This is a genomic window from Pseudomonas sp. PvP028 (assembly GCF_017832255.1).
Classification (GTDB): domain Bacteria; phylum Pseudomonadota; class Gammaproteobacteria; order Pseudomonadales; family Pseudomonadaceae; genus Aquipseudomonas; species Aquipseudomonas syringae.
On the sequence record NZ_JAFIBL010000001.1, the window covers coordinates 3,366,176 to 3,384,447 of the forward strand.

The following is an 18,272-nucleotide window of genomic DNA, read 5'->3' on the forward strand; positions in this document are numbered from 1 at the left end:
TTGTGTTTTTGTCGGATTTTTCTCCATGAGCTTCAGCCCCCTGATTCGCCAGTTGATCGATGCCTTCCGCGTGCTGCCGGGCGTCGGTCAGAAAACCGCTCAGCGCATGGCGTTGCAGTTGCTGGAGCGCGACCGCAGCGGCGGTTCGCGGCTGGCGCAGGCATTGGGGCAGGCGATGGATGGCGTGGGTCACTGCCGCTCGTGCCGCACGCTGACCGAAGAGGAACTCTGCCCGCAATGCGCAGACCCGCGTCGCGATGACACGCTGCTGTGCGTGGTCGAAGGCCCGACGGATGTCTATGCGGTGGAACAGACCGGCTATCGCGGTCGTTACTTCGTGCTCAAGGGGCACCTGTCGCCGCTCGACGGCCTGGGACCGGAGGCCATTGGCATTCCGCAATTGATGGAACGCGTCAGCCAGCAGGGCACCTTCACCGAGGTGATCCTCGCGACCAATCCAACGGTGGAAGGCGAAGCGACCGCGCATTACATCGCCCAGTTGCTGCATGACAAGGGCCTGGTCGCATCGCGCATTGCCCACGGCGTTCCGCTGGGTGGCGAGCTGGACCTGGTCGACGGCGGCACGCTGGCGCATTCGTTTGCAGGGCGCAAGCCGATTGCAATGTGATACCGGCCAGCGCTTCTGCAGTCAGTAGCGCGGCGTAATATCGCGCTCGACAGGTGGCGCGTTCGGGTCCTGACCAGCCGGAAACTTGCCTTTCAGGTGCCAGGCGAACGCGATGATTTCGGCAATCGTGCGGTACAGCGGCTCGGGAATGCTGTCGCCCAATTCCATGCGGGCCAACAGCTTGACCAGTTCAGCGTTCTCATAGATGGGCACTTCGTATTCGCGGGCAATGGCCAGAATCGCCTCGGCCAACTGGTCGTCGCCCTTGGCGCTGAGCGTCGGGGCGTGCTGGCCGTCATAGCTGAGGGCGATAGCCTGGCGCGGAGTGTGGTCGGGTAAGCTCATCAGGCGTTCTCGTCGATCCAGCGTTGTTCGAGCGCGGTACGCGGACCGCTTGGTGGTGCGCCGTGACTGCAGGCCAGTTCGCCCACTGCCAGGCCGCAGGCTATCAGCCGTTCGCGCAGATACCCCAGCTCATGTTCGATCAATGCCGCACTGTCGGGGCGCTCGGCCCACAGCTGGCTGGACAGCGTGCCGCGCAGTAACTGTGCATGCACCTGCAAGGGCCCCAATGGCTCGAGATCGAACGCCAGGTCGACTTTCCAGAGCTTTTCCCGGGTGTCCTTGATCTCGATATCATCACGGTCTTCGGCCGCGTCCTGATCGGGCGTGTCTTCACGCTGCACCTTGACCTGCAAGGGCACGATGTCGTGGGCGTTGCGCATCGGCACTTCCAGCTGCCAGGTGGTCACCTGGGTGCCGTCGGCGTTGGTGCGCGTTTGTTCCAGCCCGCCCAGTTGATGGCTTTGCAGGCGTGAGACAGCAGCCGCAGCGAGCTTGAGGAGGATTTCCAGATCATCCTCCTTCTCGCCACCGCTGACCGTGCGCGACGGCAGCGGAAAAATGCTTGGCTGAGTGCGTGCCGCGACCAGGCCGAGGGTACCCAGCGCATTGCGGATTGCATTGGGCATCGTGCGCGCCAGGGTGTTGGACGCCGCCGCTGCGCCGTAAGACATATTGTCCGGCAGGCCGGGCAGGATCTGGGCGATCAGACGCATCAGGTTGGCCTTCATGTCCGGTAGCTGCTGCGCCGGGTTCAATCCGGCCAGCAGTCTGGCTTCCAGAAACACGCCACTGGCGTTCAGCGCCTGGGCCACGCCCTTAGGGGTGGTCATCTGCTCGACGTCGGGCAGGTCGGCGAGCAACTGATTGATACTGGCCTGCAGCGGCGCGCTGATGGCCGGGCTGGTACTGGTCGGGCTGCCGGACTGCAGGTTTTGCAGGGCATTGATCAGGGTGTCCAGCGAGCCTTGACGATTTTGCTGTGCGGACAGTTGCTGCGCCACGGCCAGTTGGTCGAAACGACCGGGCAGGGCCACGAAGTTGAGTGCCTGATTGCCTTGTACCTGAGCGCTCAAGAGGCTGCCAACCGTCAGCGGCTGCGGGCTCTCGATGGTCAGACTGGAACCCGCCAGCGCCGTGTTGAGCAGCATCACGATGGAGCGGTAGATGGGCGTCGCCGCAGCGGGGTTCTGGGTGGCCAGTTGATTGACTGCCTGAGCGATCACCTGGCTGGTCATGACTTTGCCTTGCAGCAGCGTGCCGACCGGTAATTGTTGGGTATCGATGCTGGTCATCGAGTTTTTCAGCGCGCCGTTGAGCTGCTGCAGCGTCAAGGTCAGCTCGTTGGCCGACGCCTGCGCCACTTGCAGCAGGCTGCCGGGCGTGAACGGGACGCTGCTGGTGACCGGTAAATTGGTCAGGCTGCCGTTGGCGAGCACCAGCCGCAACAGCAGCTGGAAGTTCTGGTTGACCTGCTTGAGGGTCAGCACTTCGGCGTTAGCGGTTTCGCCTTCAGGGATCAGATTTTCCGCTGATTGCAGCATGGTCAGCACTTGCGCGGGGGAGATGCCGGCGCGCAACAGTGTCAGGGTGGCGTTTGTTGCCGGAACGCTGGTGATGTCGCCTGTCATTGAACTATCAACCCGAGGAAATTGCCCCTTTGATAACAGGACTCGCATGTATAATACCGGCCGAAACCGGACCAGCCGCCATTAACTTCTCTTCATGTAACGGCCGTATCAATCCCGACTTGAACCGCGTTTTACTCTGTATGTCTCTGTTTTGGCACATTTCGCGACGCAAAGCACTGGAAACGCTTCATGATCCCAGCCACCCCATTTTTGCAAGCGACGGCTCTGGCGTGTGAGCGGGACGGGCGGATGCTGTTCGAAAACCTCGATCTTCATCTGCACGCGGGCGACATGCTGCAGATCAGCGGTCCCAACGGATGCGGCAAGACCAGCCTGCTGCGCCTGCTGTGCGGGTTGATGCAGCCAACGGCCGGGCAGGTGGTGCTCGACGCGCAGCCAGTGGATCGTGGGCCCGCGGCACCGGGCAGCAAGCTGTTGTGGATCGGTCATGCGCCAGCGCTCAAGGATGTGCTGACGCCGCTGGAAAACCTGTCCTGGCTCAGCGCCCTGCACCAGCCAGCCGATGCCGGCGCGATAGCTACCGCGCTAGATGCGGTCGGCCTTGCAGGTTTCGAGGACGTGCCCTGTCACACTTTGTCGGCCGGGCAGCAGCGTCGCGTCGCGCTGGCACGTCTGTACCTGCCGGGCCCGCCACTCTGGCTGCTCGACGAGCCGTTTACCGCGCTCGACCGCCAAGGCATCGAGCAACTGGAGAAACACCTCGCCGAGCACTGTGAACACGGCGGCATGATTGTCATGACCACCCACCACAGCCTGAGCCGTCTGCCCGCGGGCTATCGGGACCTCGACCTGGGGCAGTGGTCAGCATGAGCAATGTGTTTGTTCTGCTGATGCTCCGTGAGGTGCGGCTGCTGGCGAGGCGTCCGGCAGAGCTGGCCAACCCGCTGGTGTTCTTCGCGATCGTGGTCGCCCTGTTCCCGCTGGCGCTGGGGCCGCAGACGCAATTGTTGCAAACCTTGTCGCCGGGGCTGGTCTGGGTGGCGGCACTGCTGGCCGTGCTGCTGTCGCTGGACGGGCTGTTGCGCAGTGATTTCGAGGACGGCTCGCTGGAGCAGTGGGTCCTTTCGCCGCACCCGCTGGCCCTTCTGGTGCTGATCAAAGTGCTGGCACACTGGGTTTTTTCCGGGCTGGCACTGGTACTGTTGTCACCTTTGCTGGCCTTGATGCTCGGTCTGCCGGTGCAGTGCCTGCCGGTGTTGATGGTTTCGCTGCTGCTGGGCACCCCGGTGCTCAGCCTGCTGGGGGCGTTGGGGGCGGCGTTGACCGTGGGTTTGAAGCGTGGCGGCCTGCTGCTGGCATTGTTGATTCTGCCGCTGTACATCCCGGTGCTGATTCTGGGCAGTGGCGCGTTGCAGGCCGCGCTGCAGGGCATGCCGACGACCGGCTATCTGCTGTGGCTGGGCAGCCTGGCGGCGCTGGCGATCACCCTGACACCCTTTGCGATAGCCGCTGGCCTGAAAATCAGCATCGGCGAATAATTGAGGTTCCGGGATCGAGACTTCGATGCCGGTCAACACCCTGGATGCACTCTGATGAAAAGCAACGCCATGAAAAGCAGCATCGGTTGGGCCTGGCTGCACACGCTCGGCTCGCCGAAAGGGTTTTACCGCGTCAGCGCACGCCTGCTGCCCTGGCTGAGTGTTGCCGCTTTGCTGTTACTGGTCATCGGCATGGTCTGGGGCCTTGCGTTCGCGCCGCCGGATTACCAGCAGGGCGACAGCTTCCGTATCATTTATATCCACGTCCCTGCCGCGATGCTCGCCCAGTCCTGTTACGTCATGCTGGCCGTGTGCGGGTTGGTCGGGCTGGTCTGGAGAATCAAGCTGACCGATGTCGCGCTGCACTGCGCTGCACCCGTTGGCGCGTGGATGACCGCGCTGGCGCTGGCGACCGGCGCGATCTGGGGCAAGCCCACCTGGGGAGCATGGTGGGTCTGGGACGCGCGACTGACCTCGATGCTGATTCTGCTGTTCCTGTATTTCGGCCTGATCGCGCTGGGCAACGCCATCAGTAACCGCGACAGCGCCGCCAAGGCCTGCGCGGTGCTGGCCGTCGTCGGTGTGGTGAACATTCCGATCATCAAGTATTCGGTCGAGTGGTGGAACACCCTGCACCAAGGGTCGACGTTCAGCCTCACGGAGAAACCCGCCATGCCGGCTGAAATGTGGCTGCCGCTGCTGTTTACCACACTGGGTTTCTACTGCTTGTTCGGCGTGCTGTTGATGATGCGCATGCGTCTTGAAGTGCTGCGTCGCGAAGCGCGCACCCAGTGGGTCAAGGCCGAGATTCTGCGCAGCCTGGGCCACACAGCAGCGCAGTCGGAGAACACGCTTTGAGTTTTGCATCGCTCAGCGATTTTCTTGCCATGGGCCGCCACGGGGTGTTTGTCTGGTCGGCCTACGGGCTGTGCCTTGTGGTGCTGCTGATCAACGTGGCGTTGCCGCTATGGGCGCGGCAGCGCTTTCTGAAACAGCAGGCACGTCGCCTGAAGCGGGAGAATCGCCCGTGAGCCCGCTGCGCAAAAAACGCTTGTTGATCATTGTCGCGCTGCTGGCCGGTGTCGGTCTGGCCGTGACCCTGGCCCTCGGCGCCTTGCAGGAAAACATCAACCTGTTCTACACCCCCAGCCAGATCGCCAATGGCGAGGCACCGCTGGATACGCGCATTCGGGCTGGCGGCATGGTCGAAAAGGGCTCCTTGCAGCGCTCGGCCGATTCGCTGGACGTGCGTTTTGTGGTCACCGATTTCAACAAGTCGGTAACCATCACCTATCGAGGCATTCTTCCTGATCTGTTTCGTGAAGGGCAGGGCATCGTGGCGCTGGGCAAACTCAATGCACAGGGCGTAGTGGTGGCCGATGAGGTACTGGCCAAGCATGACGAGAAATACATGCCCCCCGAGGTCACCAAGGCGCTGCGTGACAGCGGTCAGACGGCACCGGCTGCGCCTTCCACACCCGTCAAACAGGGTTGATCGATGATTCCCGAACTCGGCCAGCTGGCCATGATTCTGGCATTCTGCTTTGCGCTGGTGCAGGCCATCATTCCGCTGATCGGCGCATGGCGCGGTGATCGCCTGTGGATGAGCCTTGCCCGTCCGGCAGCCTGGGGCCAGTTCAGCTTTCTGATCTTCGCCTTCGGTTGTCTGACCTACGCGTTCATGGTCGACGACTTCTCCGTCGCCTACGTTGCACAGAACTCCAACACCGCGCTGCCCTGGTACTACAAGTTCAGTGCCGTGTGGGGCGCGCATGAGGGGTCGTTACTGCTCTGGGCCGTGATTCTCGGCGGCTGGACCTTCGCCGTGTCGGTGTTTTCACGGCAACTGCCGCAGGTGATGCTGGCGCGGGTCCTCGCCGTGATGGGCATGATCAGCCTGGGTTTCCTGTCGTTTCTGATCATGACCTCCAACCCGTTCGCGCGTCTGTTGCCGCAGATACCCGCGAATGGACGTGATCTGAACCCGTTGTTGCAAGACATTGGCCTTATCGTGCATCCGCCGATGCTGTACATGGGCTATGTCGGTTTCTCCGTGGCCTTTGCGTTCGCCATTGCGGCCTTGCTCGGCGGTCGACTCGACGCTGCCTGGGCGCGCTGGTCCAGGCCGTGGACGCTAGTGGCCTGGGCCTTTCTCGGCATCGGCATCAGCCTCGGCTCGTGGTGGGCGTATTACGAGCTGGGTTGGGGCGGCTGGTGGTTCTGGGACCCGGTGGAAAACGCCTCGTTCATGCCCTGGCTGGTCGGCACTGCACTGATTCACTCGCTGGCGGTCACGGAAAAACGTGGCGTATTCAAGAGCTGGACGGTATTGCTGGCCATTGCTGCGTTTTCTTTGAGCCTGCTGGGCACCTTCCTGGTCCGTTCCGGGGTGCTGACCTCCGTGCACGCCTTTGCCTCGGACCCGGCACGCGGTGTGTTTATCCTGATGTTTTTGCTGGTCGTGGTCGGCGGTTCGCTGACCCTGTTCGCGATTCGCGCACCGGTGGTCAAAAGCCAGGTCGGATTCGGCCTGTGGTCGCGGGAAACCCTGCTGCTGGGCAATAACCTGTTGCTGGTGGTTGCTGCGTCCATGATTCTGCTGGGCACCCTTTATCCGCTGGTGATTGATGCCATGAGCGGCGCCAAGATGTCGGTCGGCCCGCCGTACTTCAATACGCTGTTCGTGCCGTTGATGGGCTTGTTGATGGTGGTGATGGCGGTCGGCGTACTGGTGCGCTGGAAGGACACGCCGCTGAAATGGCTGCTCGGCATGCTGGCCCCGGTACTAATCGGCAGCGTCGTCCTGGCGGTGCTGGCCGGTCTGCTGCTGGGCGATTTCCAGTGGGCGGTGCTGGCGACCCTGATGCTCGCCGCCTGGGTGCTGCTGGCCGGGGTTCGCGACCTGCTCGACAAGACCCGCCACAAGGGTCTGCTCAGCGGCGCACGCGGTCTGACCCGCAGCTATTGGGGCATGCAGCTGGCGCACCTTGGGATTGTCGTGTGCGCGCTGGGGGTGGTGCTGTCGAGCCAGAACAGCGCCGAGCGCGATTTGCGCATGGCCCCTGGCGAGTCCACCGAACTGGGTGGGTATACCTTTGTCTTCGAGGGTGCCCGGCATTATGAAGGGCCGAACTTCACCTCTGATCGGGGCACCGTTCGCGTGTTGCGCGACGGCGTTAAACTGACCGAACTGCGCCCGGAGAAGCGCCTCTACACCGTGCAGCAGTCGATGATGACCGAAGCGGGCATTGATGCCGGTTTCAGCCGGGACCTGTATGTCGCCCTGGGTGAACCGCTGGGCGATGGTGCGTGGGCCGTTCGGGTTCACGTCAAACCGTTTGTGCGCTGGATCTGGCTGGGCGGCCTGCTGACCGGCCTGGGCGGGGTGCTGGCGGCGCTGGATCGGCGTTATCGCACCCGGGTAAAGAGCAAGGTGCGCGAGGCGTTGGGTTTGTCGGGAGCAGCACAATGAGACGCTGGGTCATGGTGCTGCCACTGGTGCTGTTTCTGGGCGTAGCGGCGTTTTTGTATCGCGGTTTGTATCTGGACCCCGCCGAGCTGCCCTCGGCACTGATCGGCAAGCCTTTTCCGGCATTCTCGCTACCGGCGGTGCAGGGCGAGCGGATGTTGAGCCGTGCCGATCTGCTCGGCAAACCTGCGTTGGTCAACGTGTGGGGCACCTGGTGCGTGGCCTGCCGGGTGGAGCATCCGGTGCTGACCCGGCTGGCGCAGCAGGGCGTGCTGATCTACGGCGTGAATTACAAGGACGTCAACGCGGACGCGCTGAAATGGCTCAAGGAATTCCATGATCCTTATCAGTTGAATATTCGTGACCAGGACGGCTCTCTGGGCCTTAACCTGGGGGTATACGGTGCGCCGGAAACCTTCCTGATCGATGCCCAAGGCGTCATTCGTTACAAACACGTCGGGGTTATCGACGACGCAGTGTGGCGCGAAAAGCTTGCCGCGCGTTATCAGCAACTGGTCGATGAGGCGCGGCCATGAAGCGCTGCCTGATGATCGTCCTGTTCAGCGTGCTGTGTTCCGGCATCGCCCACGCGGCCATCGACGCTTATGCCTTTCGCGACGATGCCGAGCGCGCGCGCTACAGCGAACTGACCCGAGAACTGCGCTGCCCGAAATGCCAGAACCAGGACATTGCCGACTCCAATGCGCCGATTGCCGCTGATTTGCGCAAGGAAATCTACCGCATGCTGGGCGAAGGGCAGAGCAATCAACAGATCATCGATTTCATGGTCGATCGCTATGGCGATTTCGTTCGCTACAAGCCGAGCCTCAATGCACGCACCTGGCTGCTGTGGTTCGGGCCCGCCGGCCTGCTGGTTGGCGGGTTTGTGGTGATCGGCCTTATCGTTGGCCGCCGCCGCAAGGCACAATCCGCACAGACCGACGAGCTTTGCGAAGATGAGAAGCAGCGTCTTGCCACCTTGCTGGATGAGCACCGCCCATGATCGACTTCTGGATGGCTACCGGGCTGTTGCTGATGGTCGCGCTGAGCTTTTTGCTGATTCCGCTGCTGCGCGGCCATCGCGCGCAACGGGAAGAAGACCGCACAGCTCTGAACGTGGCCTTGTATCAAGAGCGACTGAGCGAGCTGCAGGTTCAGCACGAGCAGGGCGTGCTGTCGGTGGCGCAATTGCAGTCTGCACGTGCCGAAGCAGCGCGTGAGCTGCTTGCCGACACCGAAGGCGCAGAGCCCGCCCGCACATCGCGTCTGGGCAAGCCCTTGCTGGTGCTGGCTGCGCTGCTGGTCCCGTTGTTGGGGCTGGCGGGCTATCTCCAGCTGGGTGCCAGTGACCGGGTTGAACTGAGTCGCGAATTCGCTCGACCACCGACCTCACTGGCAGACATGACACAGCGCCTTGAGCGCAGCGTGCAGGCTCAACCGGATTCAGCCGAAAACCTTTATTTTCTGGCGCGCAGCTACATGGCGCAGAACCGTCCGGGTGATGCCGCGCAGATGTTCGAGCGCTCGGTGGCGCTGGCCGGAAGGCAGCCCGAGTTGCTCGGGCAGTGGGCTCAGGCGCTGTATTTCGCCAGTGGCAAACACTTCACACCCCAGGTGCAGGAGCTGACCGACGAAGCGCTGCAGGCTGACCCCAAGGAAGTCACTAGCCTTGGCCTGCTCGGGATTGCCGCGTTCGAAACACAGCGCTATCAGGCGGCGGTGGATTACTGGACCCGGTTGCTTGCAGCACTGCCCGCAGATGACGCATCGCGTTCGGCACTGGAAGGCGGTATTGCCCGCGCCAGAGAAAACCTCGCCAAACGCGTGGCAAACGCGGCGCCGGCGGTGAAGACTAAATCGATAAAAATTCATGTCGAGCTGGCTGCGGCGCTTCAAGGCAAGGTAAGGCCGAACGACAGCGTGTTCATCTTTGCCCGCGCCATCAATGGCCCGGCGGCGCCTTTGGCGGTCAAACGCATTACCGTGGCGGACTTGCCTGCCGACGTGGAACTGAGCGATGCCGACGCAATGATGCCGCAACTGAACCTGTCGAACTTTGCGCAAGTCCAACTGGTTGCGCGAGTGTCTCGCGCAGGGCAGCCAACCACCGGTGAGTGGGTCGGCCGCAGTCAGCCACTGGCCAGTGATACTGCGGCGCAGCAGGCGTTGACCATTGACAGTCCGGATAACTAGAGAATTCGCTTATGTACCGTACCGCACGCATCACCTTGTTGGGTCTGGTCGTTGGCCTGAGTGCCTGTGCTGTCCAGCATCCGGCACCGCCACATAGCCAGGATCCTATCCTTAACCTGCCGGGTGGCCAGCAGCCCGGCGCACCGCGTCCGAGTAGCGCGCCGTCGGAGCCTGCCAAGGCGCCTGCCGCAGCGCCGAAGTCCTCGGCCAGTTTCGCGCCGCCACCGGGCGGCGGCAGCCACTGGGACCCGCGCCTGGGCGTGTACGTGATGGACGATCAGCCTAATACCTTCTATCGCCAGCGCACTTACTACCAGTGGAATGACGGCTGGAGCTGGGCAACCAGCCCCAACGGTCCGTGGCAGGCGACTGATGTCAGTGGCGTGCCGGCAGGGCTGGGCAAACAGTTCAGTAAATGATCCAGGCTCAATAAAAACGGCGACCTCGAAGGTCGCCGTTTTGCATCGCCTGAGCGGTTTATTTGCCCGGATAGATCTGGTCGAACACACCGCCGTCGATGAAGTGGGTCTTCTGCACCGTGCGCCAGTCACCGAAGGTTTTCTCCACCGAGAGGAAGTCCACTTTCGGGAAGCGATCGGTGTACTTGGCCAGCACCTGCGGATCACGCGGGCGCAGGTAGTTTTTGGCCGCGATCTCCTGGCCTTCCGGTGACCACAGGTATTTCAGGTATTCCTCAGCCAGGGGGCGGGAGCCTTTCCTGTCCACGACCTTGTCGACCACACTCACCGGTGGCTCGGCTTCTGCCGACACGGAGGGGTAAACCACTTCGAACTGATCGCGACCGAATTCGCGGGCGATCATTTCCGCTTCGTTCTCGAAGGTGACCAGCACGTCGCCGATCTGGTTGGTCATGAACGTTGTGGTCGCACCACGGCCGCCGGTATCAAGGACTGGCACATGGCTGAACAGATCACCGACGAATTTCTTCGCCGCCGCTTCATCGCCGCCTTTTTTCAAGGTGTAACCCCAGGCCGAGAGGTAGGTGTAGCGGCCGTTGCCCGAGGTTTTCGGGTTGGGCACGATGACTTCCACGCCATCCTTGATCAGATCCGGCCAGTCTTTGATCGCCTTCGGGTTGCCCTTGCGCACGATGAACACCGTGGCCGAGGTGAAGGGCGCGCTGTTGTTTGGCAGGCGGCTGACCCAGTCTTCCGGCACCAGCTTGCCATTGTCGGCCAGGGCGTTGATGTCAGTGGCCATGTTCATGGTGATCACGTCAGCCGGCAGCCCGTCGATGACCGAACGCGCTTGCTTGCTCGATCCGCCGAAGGACATCTGCACGGTCACATCTTCATGCTTCTCGTCTTTCCAGTGTTTCTGGAAGGCGCTGTTGTAGTCCTTGTAGAAATCACGCATCACGTCATAGGAGACGTTGAGCAGCGTTGGAGCTGCCTGGGCAGCGCTGGCAAAAGCCAGGCCGGCGGCCAGTAGCGAGGCGGCGAAGAGTTTATTCACTGCAGGGTCCTTGAGATGAAGAGTGTGATCAGCCTGATGGCGTAATGCCGCGACACTATCAGCATCGCGCCTGCGGTTTAAAGACCGAAAAGATCTTTGCTTATGCCGTGTGCTCTGTTTTTTTAAACAATTGATTGCCGCAGCGTGAGCAGAACGCCGCGCCGTGCTCGTGAAGGTTTTTCGAGCACACCGGGCAGTCGTGTTTCAACTGCTCGCCGCGCATGGCGTTGGCCAGCTCGGCGGTGAATATCCCGGTGGGCACGGCGATGATCGAGTAGCCGGTAATCATCACCAGCGAGGAGAGCATCTGGCCGAGTGGAGTCTTGGGCACGATATCGCCAAAGCCCACCGTCGTCAGGGTCACGATGGCCCAGTAAATACCCTTGGGAATGCTGGTGAAACCATGCTCCGGACCTTCGATCACATACATCAGCGTGCCGAATACGGTGACCAGCGTAGACACCGTGACCAGAAACACGATGATCTTCTGCTTGCTGCCACGCAGCGCCGCCAGCAGGTAATTGGCCTGCCGCAGGTAGGTGCCGAGCTTGAGCACCCTAAAAATCCGCAGCATACGGATGATCCGCACGATCAGCAGGTATTGCGCATCGCTGTAATAGATAGACAGCACGCCCGGCACGATCGCCAGCAGGTCCACCAGCCCGTAGAAACTGAATGCGTACTTCAGCGGCCGCGGCGAGCAATACAGGCGCAGCATGTATTCGATGGCAAACATCAGCGTGAAGCCCCATTCGATCCACGCGAAAAGCATCGCGTAATCACGATGAATACTCTCGATGCTGTCGATGATAGTGACCAGCAGACTGAGCAGAATCGCGACCAGCACCGCCTTGTCAAACGTCCGCCCGGCAGGCGTATTGGCCTCGAAAATAACAATATGCAACCGCTCGCGGCGGCTGAGAGAGCTGTCCATGGTGGTTCCCGAATCAAAGATCGGGAGAGCCTAGGAGCATTGTGTGGTTGAGTGCAAGCGCACAAGACTTGCGGGAGCGAGCCGGGCGACGCTTCGCTTGCTCGCGAAGAGGGCGTTATAGCCGCTGTAAAGGTGACCTGAGCCGAACCCCAATCTACCTGATATCGCAGAACCGCCGTGTGACGCAGTGCATCACGAACTACATTCCCACGCTGGAGCGTGTGAACGATAATCCGGGTAGTGACTGACACGGGGAGTAAACATGCAGTATGCAGGCGAAGGCTTTTCTCTCAGGATATTGGCATTTGATGATGCCGAGCTGATCAACCGTTATGAAAATACCCATCGCCAGCATCTGCAGCCTTGGGAACCGCTAAGGGACGATGACTATTTCATTCTCGAAAACGCCCGGTCAAGGGTCCAGCAGCAATGGGAAAGCATGCAGGTCGGCAGCGCGTTTTTTTTCCTTATCACCGCTCCGGACGGAGAATTGCTGGGACGCTGCAGCTACACCAACATCGTGAGAGGCGCTTTCCAGGCCTGCAACCTCGGCTTCTCACTGGCAGAAACCGCTCAGGGGCAGGGCTTGATGAAAAGGTCACTGGAGGTCACCAATCGCTACTGCTTCGAACACATGGGCCTGCATCGAATCATGGCCAACCACCTGCCACACAACCTGAAAAGTCAGCGACTTCTGCAATCACTCGGCTTCGAAAAGGAAGGGCACGCGCGCGCCTACCTGAAAATTGCCGGTGTCTGGGAAGATCATGTCCTCAGAGCACTGATCAATCCGAACCACGCCTGATGGCGAGGCGAACGCCCATCCTACTGCTGCGCCACGTCATCCTTCTCCCAGCCGCCGCCGAGTGCCAGAAACAGATTGATCTGCCCCATCGCCACCTGAGTGTTGGCTTCGGCCATCTGCGCGCGTACGTCAGTGTAAGTGCGCGTAGCCTGCAGGTCGGCGAGGAACGAAGCGCGTCCGGCCTGATAGAAACGGTGTGTCTGGTCAGCCGCTTCCTTGGCAGATTGCTCGGCGTCTTTGAGCGCGTCGCGGCGGTCGAGCAGGGCGGTGTATTGCGCCAGACCGGTCTGGGTTTCACGGATGGCATTGAGCACCACACCGTCAAATCGCGCCAGCGCAGCTTGCGCCGAGGCTTCGGCCTGATGGATGCGGGCGCGTGAGCCGTTGGACGGGATAGTCCAGTTCAGCAGCGGCCCGAAGCCCCAGCGATTGGCCGCCGGCTTGCCAAGGTTCTCGATCAGGCCGGTGGTGCCAATGCTCGCGCCGATGCTGATGTCCGGATACAGCTCGCCGGTGGCAACGCCGATCTCGGCAGTCGACATCGCCAGATGGCGTTCAGCCTGACGCACATCCGGGCGGCGTTTGAGCAGTGCTGCGCCGTCGCCCACCGGCATGACCTGCGCAATATGCGGCAGTTGGTTGCAGGTGCTGACCCCGGCGGGCAGTTGCTCGACAGGTTTGGCCAGCAACATCGACAGGCGGAACATCGCAGCCTGACGACGCGCCTCGTAACGGGGCATTTCGGCGCGCAATGACTTGAACTGCGTTTGCGAACGAGTGACCTGGGTTTCATCGCCACGCCCGGCATCACGCAGGCGCTGGTTGAGGGACACACTCTGTTTTTGCAATTCCAGCGATTCGCGGGCGATGTCGAGCTCTTCGTTGGCCGCACAAATCTGCGTGTACGCGCGCACCACATCGGCGACCACCGTGATACGTGCCGTATCCACCGCCGCCTGATTGGCATCGACATTGGCCTGCGCCGCTTCGATGCCACGCTGCAAGGTGCCGAACAGATCGAACTGGTACGAAGTGGTCAGACCCACATCGCCGACATTGGCCACCGGCACCTTGTCGGTCAGCAGAAACGCCTCGCCGGACTCCTGCACGCGCTGCGCGCCGATCTTCGCGCCGTTGGTAAAGCCGCCGGCCGCCTCGGCTTCCGAGGTCTGATAGCGGGCACGCTGCAGGTTGGCGGCAGCGATGCGCAGGTCGGTATTAGAAGCTATGGCTTGGCCCACCAGCTCATCCAGACGCGCATCCTGGTACAGGCGCCACCAGTGAGCAGGCACCGGGGCCGAAACCGTGTTGACCGAGCGACCAGCCAGTTCACCCTGCAAGTCAGGGCGATTGATCGCGCCGTCTTTGGGCAACTGGTAATCCGGACCGACCATCTGGCAGGCCGACAGCACGGCGGTAAAGCCGAGCGCGGCCACGCGTAAAGCACGTTTCATCGGCTGCGCTCCTGCGTGTCGTCGATAATCGACACTGTCGCGGTACGCCCGGCAATCATGCGGAAATCGGCAGGCACGTCATCGAAGGCAATCCGCACCGGAATCCGCTGCGCCAGACGCACCCAACTGAAGGCCGGGTTGACGTTGGGCAGCAGGTTCGAGCCGCTGCTGCGATCGCGGTCTTCGATACCGGCAACGATGCTCACCACATGGCCGGTCAGCCGCGCGTTGTCGCCGATGACACGGATGTCGACGCCCTGGCCGACATGGATGCCATCGAGCTTGGTTTCCTCGAAATATCCGTCGATGTGGAACGACGTCGAATCGACCACAGAAAGCACCGGACGCCCGGCAGTGACGAACTCATGTTCGCGGGGGGCGCGGTCGTTGAGGTAGCCGTCCACCGGACTGCGGATCACCGAGCGATCCAGGTTCAACTGCGCGGCATCTACCGCAACCTTTGATTCGCCCAGTGCCGAAAGGGCTCGGGCTTCGCGTGACTGGCTTTCTTCCAGTTGTTCGCGGGCGACCAGATTGCCCAGGCCCCGGTTACGTTTGTTCTCGCGGCGCGTCTGTTCCCAGGTTTCCTGACGTTCGGCGACCGTCGCCTGCGCCTGGCGCAGTGCCAGACGGAAGCGGTCCTGATCAATGGTGAACAGGACCTGGCCCTTGTGCACAGGCTGGTTGTCAGTGACTTCGACCTTCTGGATCAGCCCGGACACGTCCGGTGCGATCTGCACGATGTCGGCGCGGATATGCCCGTCGCGCGTCCACGGTGCATACATGTAATACATCACCATGCGCCATACGACCACGGCGGCCAAGGTGACAACCAGCAGGGTCAGGACCACGCGGCCCAGTGTCAGTATCGGTTTTTTCATGTCATCAGGTATCGACTTAGAGTATCCACGGCGCCGAGCAACAAAGCGTATAGACCTACGTTGAACAAAGCCCGGTGCCAGACCAGACGGTAGAAGTGGGCACGCGACAGCACCGCGTGCACGACCAGAAACAGCAGATAGGCGATGCCCATCATCGCCAGGAACGTGGGGATGAAGATCCCGCTGATGTCCAGATCACCGATCACAGGGGCGCTCCATCGATGTTGTGCGGCAGTTGCTCGGTCAGTTCGCCGCCTACGGTGACGATTTCGACCCCCGGCAGCAGCGCCAGGCGCAGGCCGCTGAGAGCATGCAGCAGGTGCAGTCGGGCCGGGTTGTCGCCCATCTCCTGATCGGTCAGTGAACGGCGTGCGCGGTCCATGGCCATCAGCAGGCCTCTGGGCGCCGGCAGCCGTTCACCGGCCTTGCGACACTGTTTGAAATAGCCGCTGACTTCTTCGATCACCTGACGCAGCAGTACCTGGGCCGCAGGCGTGGCACGGCGGGTGTAGGCCAGCAGGTCGAGCATGTTCAGCGCGACGCGCAGTTCACGCAAGGCAATCCCGGTGTCCTGGGCGGTGAGCGTCAGGCGCGGCAGTTGCTGCATCAGGCGGTCGAGCATTTGCACGCCCATGCGCCGATGCTCGGCCAGCGAAGCGTTTTCACTGAGACTGGCGATGTCACGCCAGCTGAAACGGGTGAGGCGCTTGACCGCCAGTTCGACGCCGAACGGGCGGAACACCAGGGTCCAGATGAAGGCGAACAGCAGCCCGGCAGGACCCGCCAGGTTGGCATTGAGGAAGTTCATGAAGTCCGCGTCATAAGCGCTCTGGATACTGATGAACGACGAGGTGTTGACGATGGTCAGCAGCGTGCCGAGAAAGAAGCGCGGCTGCACGGTCAGGGTCCCGACGCATATGAACGGCACGGCGAAGGCCAGCACCAGCATCGGGAAGTCATGCAGGTTGGGCAGCACCACAAACAGGTACAGGCTGGCGAACACCACCGAGAGCAGGGTCCAGAAGAAGAACCGGTAGATTTGCGGGGCAGGGTCGTCCATGGCGGCGAAGAAGCTGCACGACACCGCCGCCAGTGCCACGGCACTTGCGCCGTCTTTCCAGCCGAGCAGAATCCACAACACCGACGCGGCGATGATCGCCAGTACTGTCGAGGTCACCGAATAGAGCATCAGACCGCGGTCGAGAAACGGGGTCAGCCGGCCCAGGCGCCAATGGCGATAGACCGCGCGCCACTGTGACTGGTCGTCGGTCTTGATCGCGTATTGCAGGGTTCGGCAATCCAGCCACAGATCGATCCACTCACCCAGCCTGAACAGCGTATTGGAAAGCAGCAGTTGATTGCGGTCGTCCAGTTGCGCGGAGCCCGGTTGCAGGCTCTGCAGATCGCGGTGCAACTGCTGCCATTGCTCCACCTGCGGCCCATCGGCAGTGCTTTCGAGCCAGTCGCAAGCCTTGTGCAACAAGGGCTTGATGCTGGCCAGCAGCTCTGGCGTGCGTCGCTCCAGCGCCCACAGCGCGTCGTCCAGCGCATCGATGACCGGCAAGAGGTGGATCATCCGGCCGCGCAGTTCATTGGCGTTGCGCACGGTTTGCTTGCGGGCGCCTTCGTGACTCAACTGGCCGATCATCATTTCCAGCGAGTTGAAGCTGCCGACCATCGAATTGCGCAGCGTACCGATTTCTTCGGGCTGGCAGGTGCGGCTGATAAAACGCTGGCTGTAGGTCGCGGCATCGCTGAACCACTTTTCCGTGGTGGCCTGAAACACCGGCGCCAGGCGTCTGGGCCAGAACATCGCACCCACGACAGCGGCGCAAATGATGCCAAGAAAAATCTCTTCGGTACGCGACACCGCGATGTCGAATACAGCTTGCGGGTTGTCGACCACTGGCAGCGAAATCAGCGGCATGGTGTAGCCGGCCAGCATCAATGCGTAGCTGTTGGCGGTGCGCAAGTGCAGGGACAGAAACAACAAGGTGCCGGTCCACAGCCCGACGACGATGGCCAGCAACAAGGGTGTCTGCACGAACATGGGCACCAGCACGACCGAGGCCGCAGCACCGGCAAGGGTTCCTGCCGCTCTGTACAGCGCCTTGGAACTGGTCGGGCCGACGAAGGGGCTGGAGACGATGTACACCGTGGCCATTGCCCAGTAGGGGCGGGGCATTTCCATCAACAATGCGATGTACAGCGCCAGCATCGACGCGCCGAAGGTGCGTACACCGTAGAACCAGTCACGTGCAGGTGGAACGCTGGAGAAAAATCCGTTCAAGCCTGGCCCCCGTGTTCGCGCTGCGCCGCATCGGCAAACGCCTGTAACACCCGCAAGGTGGCTTCCAGGTCGGCAGGTTGCAGGCCTTGCAGCACTTCGGCACGCAAGCGGGTCAGCTCGGCTTCGATGGAACAGGCCAGTGCGCGACCTTTGCGCGTCAGGCTCAAGGCCTTGGCGCGGCGGTCATTCGGGTCTTCGGTGCGGCAAACGATATCGGCCTGGCACAACTGATCGAGCAGACGCACCAGCGTCGGGCTCTCCATGCCGGCCGCCTGGGCGACTTTTACCTGATGTGCGCCATCGCCCAGGCGTGCGATGGCCAACAGCGGACCTGCGCAGGCTTCGGAAATGCCATAGGTCACCAGCGTGTTCTGGCAGATGCGTCGCCATTGGCGAGACGCGGCCACCAGGCCACTGCTGATTGTCCGATGCAGGGATTCGACAGACATGGAAACACCAGGAATTTAGTTAGGAGCAATATTGTTAGTAGGGATATAAATAGCTTGCTAACTAATATCCCGTAACAACTGCTTACAGTCAACCCGAAGCCGCCCGGCGGAGGCGCTTTCTTTCTAATCCGTTAATAGCGCGTTTCGAGAAGACGGGACGCCCTAAAAGGGTCGCCTTGGTCAGCTTCAAGTGGCGGAAGTTCATTTGTGACGAAGATAAT

The 18,272-nt window shown here is 61.6% G+C and carries 21 protein-coding genes; 12 read left to right on the forward strand and 9 right to left on the reverse strand.

The window, feature by feature from the left end; genetic code table 11:
- Positions 1-25: 25 nt before the first annotated feature.
- Positions 26-628 (forward strand): recombination mediator RecR, encoded by a 603-nt coding sequence (gene recR / locus JOE34_RS14950; RefSeq protein WP_003316874.1) that lies wholly within the window; start codon positions 26-28, stop codon positions 626-628.
- Between the two features lie 21 nt (positions 629-649).
- On the opposite strand, the gene JOE34_RS14955 is transcribed toward recR, so the two are convergent.
- Complete coding sequence (locus JOE34_RS14955) at positions 650-973, reverse strand: EscU/YscU/HrcU family type III secretion system export apparatus switch protein (protein WP_003412308.1); 324 nt, start codon at positions 971-973, stop codon at positions 650-652.
- The gene (locus tag JOE34_RS14960; protein ID WP_010425309.1) at positions 973-2,601 is read right to left on the reverse strand and encodes a flagellar hook-length control protein FliK; all 1,629 of its coding nucleotides are present in this window, start codon (positions 2,599-2,601) and stop codon (positions 973-975) included. The genes JOE34_RS14955 and JOE34_RS14960 overlap by 1 nt, the downstream gene beginning before the upstream one ends.
- A gap of 189 nt (positions 2,602-2,790) precedes the next feature.
- Between JOE34_RS14960 and ccmA the strand changes: the two genes are divergently transcribed.
- The 10 genes from ccmA to JOE34_RS15010 are packed head-to-tail and all read left to right on the forward strand — an operon-like array spanning position 2,791 to position 10,181.
- Positions 2,791-3,432: a cytochrome c biogenesis heme-transporting ATPase CcmA gene (ccmA, locus tag JOE34_RS14965; protein WP_024682911.1), complete on the forward strand. Its 642-nt coding sequence runs from the start codon at positions 2,791-2,793 to the stop codon at positions 3,430-3,432.
- Positions 3,429-4,100: a heme exporter protein CcmB gene (gene ccmB, locus JOE34_RS14970; RefSeq protein WP_003370279.1), complete on the forward strand. Its 672-nt coding sequence runs from the start codon at positions 3,429-3,431 to the stop codon at positions 4,098-4,100. The genes ccmA and ccmB overlap by 4 nt, the downstream gene beginning before the upstream one ends.
- A gap of 54 nt (positions 4,101-4,154) precedes the next feature.
- Positions 4,155-4,958 carry a heme ABC transporter permease gene (locus tag JOE34_RS14975; RefSeq protein ID WP_010425303.1) on the forward strand — a complete coding sequence of 268 codons (804 nt, stop codon included), beginning with the start codon at positions 4,155-4,157 and terminating at the stop codon, positions 4,956-4,958.
- Positions 4,955-5,131 (forward strand): heme exporter protein CcmD, encoded by a 177-nt coding sequence (gene ccmD / locus JOE34_RS14980; protein ID WP_010425302.1) that lies wholly within the window; start codon positions 4,955-4,957, stop codon positions 5,129-5,131. Before JOE34_RS14975 ends, ccmD begins: the two co-directional genes overlap by 4 nt.
- Complete coding sequence (gene ccmE / locus JOE34_RS14985) at positions 5,128-5,595, forward strand: cytochrome c maturation protein CcmE (RefSeq protein ID WP_044313279.1); 468 nt, start codon at positions 5,128-5,130, stop codon at positions 5,593-5,595. Before ccmD ends, ccmE begins: the two co-directional genes overlap by 4 nt.
- Before the next feature lie 3 nt (positions 5,596-5,598).
- On the forward strand, positions 5,599-7,572 hold the full coding sequence (locus tag JOE34_RS14990; RefSeq protein WP_046266915.1) for a heme lyase CcmF/NrfE family subunit: 1,974 nt from the start codon (positions 5,599-5,601) through the stop codon (positions 7,570-7,572).
- Positions 7,569-8,105, forward strand: a complete 537-nt coding sequence (locus JOE34_RS14995) for a DsbE family thiol:disulfide interchange protein (RefSeq protein WP_003319244.1) — start codon at positions 7,569-7,571, stop codon at positions 8,103-8,105. Before JOE34_RS14990 ends, JOE34_RS14995 begins: the two co-directional genes overlap by 4 nt.
- Positions 8,102-8,572 (forward strand): cytochrome c-type biogenesis protein, encoded by a 471-nt coding sequence (locus tag JOE34_RS15000; RefSeq protein WP_003316886.1) that lies wholly within the window; start codon positions 8,102-8,104, stop codon positions 8,570-8,572. Before JOE34_RS14995 ends, JOE34_RS15000 begins: the two co-directional genes overlap by 4 nt.
- A complete protein-coding gene (gene ccmI, locus JOE34_RS15005) occupies positions 8,569-9,762 on the forward strand; it encodes a c-type cytochrome biogenesis protein CcmI (RefSeq protein WP_046266916.1) in 1,194 nt (397 codons plus the stop codon). The genes JOE34_RS15000 and ccmI overlap by 4 nt, the downstream gene beginning before the upstream one ends.
- 11 nt (positions 9,763-9,773) lie before the next feature.
- Positions 9,774-10,181: a lipoprotein gene (locus tag JOE34_RS15010; protein WP_003316888.1), complete on the forward strand. Its 408-nt coding sequence runs from the start codon at positions 9,774-9,776 to the stop codon at positions 10,179-10,181.
- Between the two features lie 58 nt (positions 10,182-10,239).
- Here JOE34_RS15010 and JOE34_RS15015 read toward each other — a convergent pair whose 3' ends face one another.
- Positions 10,240-11,238 (reverse strand): sulfate ABC transporter substrate-binding protein, encoded by a 999-nt coding sequence (locus JOE34_RS15015; protein ID WP_024664906.1) that lies wholly within the window; start codon positions 11,236-11,238, stop codon positions 10,240-10,242.
- Between the two features lie 100 nt (positions 11,239-11,338).
- Positions 11,339-12,172, reverse strand: a complete 834-nt coding sequence (locus tag JOE34_RS15020; protein WP_003391436.1) for an ion transporter — start codon at positions 12,170-12,172, stop codon at positions 11,339-11,341.
- 262 nt (positions 12,173-12,434) lie between these two features.
- Here JOE34_RS15020 and JOE34_RS15025 point away from each other — a divergent pair, with 262 nt between their 5' ends.
- Positions 12,435-12,977 (forward strand): GNAT family N-acetyltransferase, encoded by a 543-nt coding sequence (locus JOE34_RS15025; RefSeq protein ID WP_010425287.1) that lies wholly within the window; start codon positions 12,435-12,437, stop codon positions 12,975-12,977.
- 20 nt (positions 12,978-12,997) lie between these two features.
- Here the strand turns inward: JOE34_RS15025 and JOE34_RS15030 are convergent, their stop codons facing one another.
- The 5 genes from JOE34_RS15030 to JOE34_RS15050 are packed head-to-tail and all read right to left on the reverse strand — an operon-like array spanning position 12,998 to position 18,051.
- The gene (locus JOE34_RS15030; protein WP_024961084.1) at positions 12,998-14,431 is read right to left on the reverse strand and encodes an efflux transporter outer membrane subunit; all 1,434 of its coding nucleotides are present in this window, start codon (positions 14,429-14,431) and stop codon (positions 12,998-13,000) included.
- Complete coding sequence (locus JOE34_RS15035) at positions 14,428-15,312, reverse strand: HlyD family secretion protein (RefSeq protein WP_010425284.1); 885 nt, start codon at positions 15,310-15,312, stop codon at positions 14,428-14,430. The genes JOE34_RS15030 and JOE34_RS15035 overlap by 4 nt, the downstream gene beginning before the upstream one ends.
- Positions 15,309-15,518: a DUF1656 domain-containing protein gene (locus JOE34_RS15040; protein ID WP_003315925.1), complete on the reverse strand. Its 210-nt coding sequence runs from the start codon at positions 15,516-15,518 to the stop codon at positions 15,309-15,311. Before JOE34_RS15040 ends, JOE34_RS15035 begins: the two co-directional genes overlap by 4 nt.
- Entirely contained in the window at positions 15,515-17,602 is a 2,088-nt protein-coding gene (locus JOE34_RS15045) for an FUSC family protein (protein WP_032660824.1), read from the reverse strand. Before JOE34_RS15045 ends, JOE34_RS15040 begins: the two co-directional genes overlap by 4 nt.
- Positions 17,599-18,051 carry a MarR family transcriptional regulator gene (locus JOE34_RS15050; RefSeq protein ID WP_003344167.1) on the reverse strand — a complete coding sequence of 151 codons (453 nt, stop codon included), beginning with the start codon at positions 18,049-18,051 and terminating at the stop codon, positions 17,599-17,601. Before JOE34_RS15050 ends, JOE34_RS15045 begins: the two co-directional genes overlap by 4 nt.
- Between the last annotated feature and the right edge of the window lie 221 nt (positions 18,052-18,272).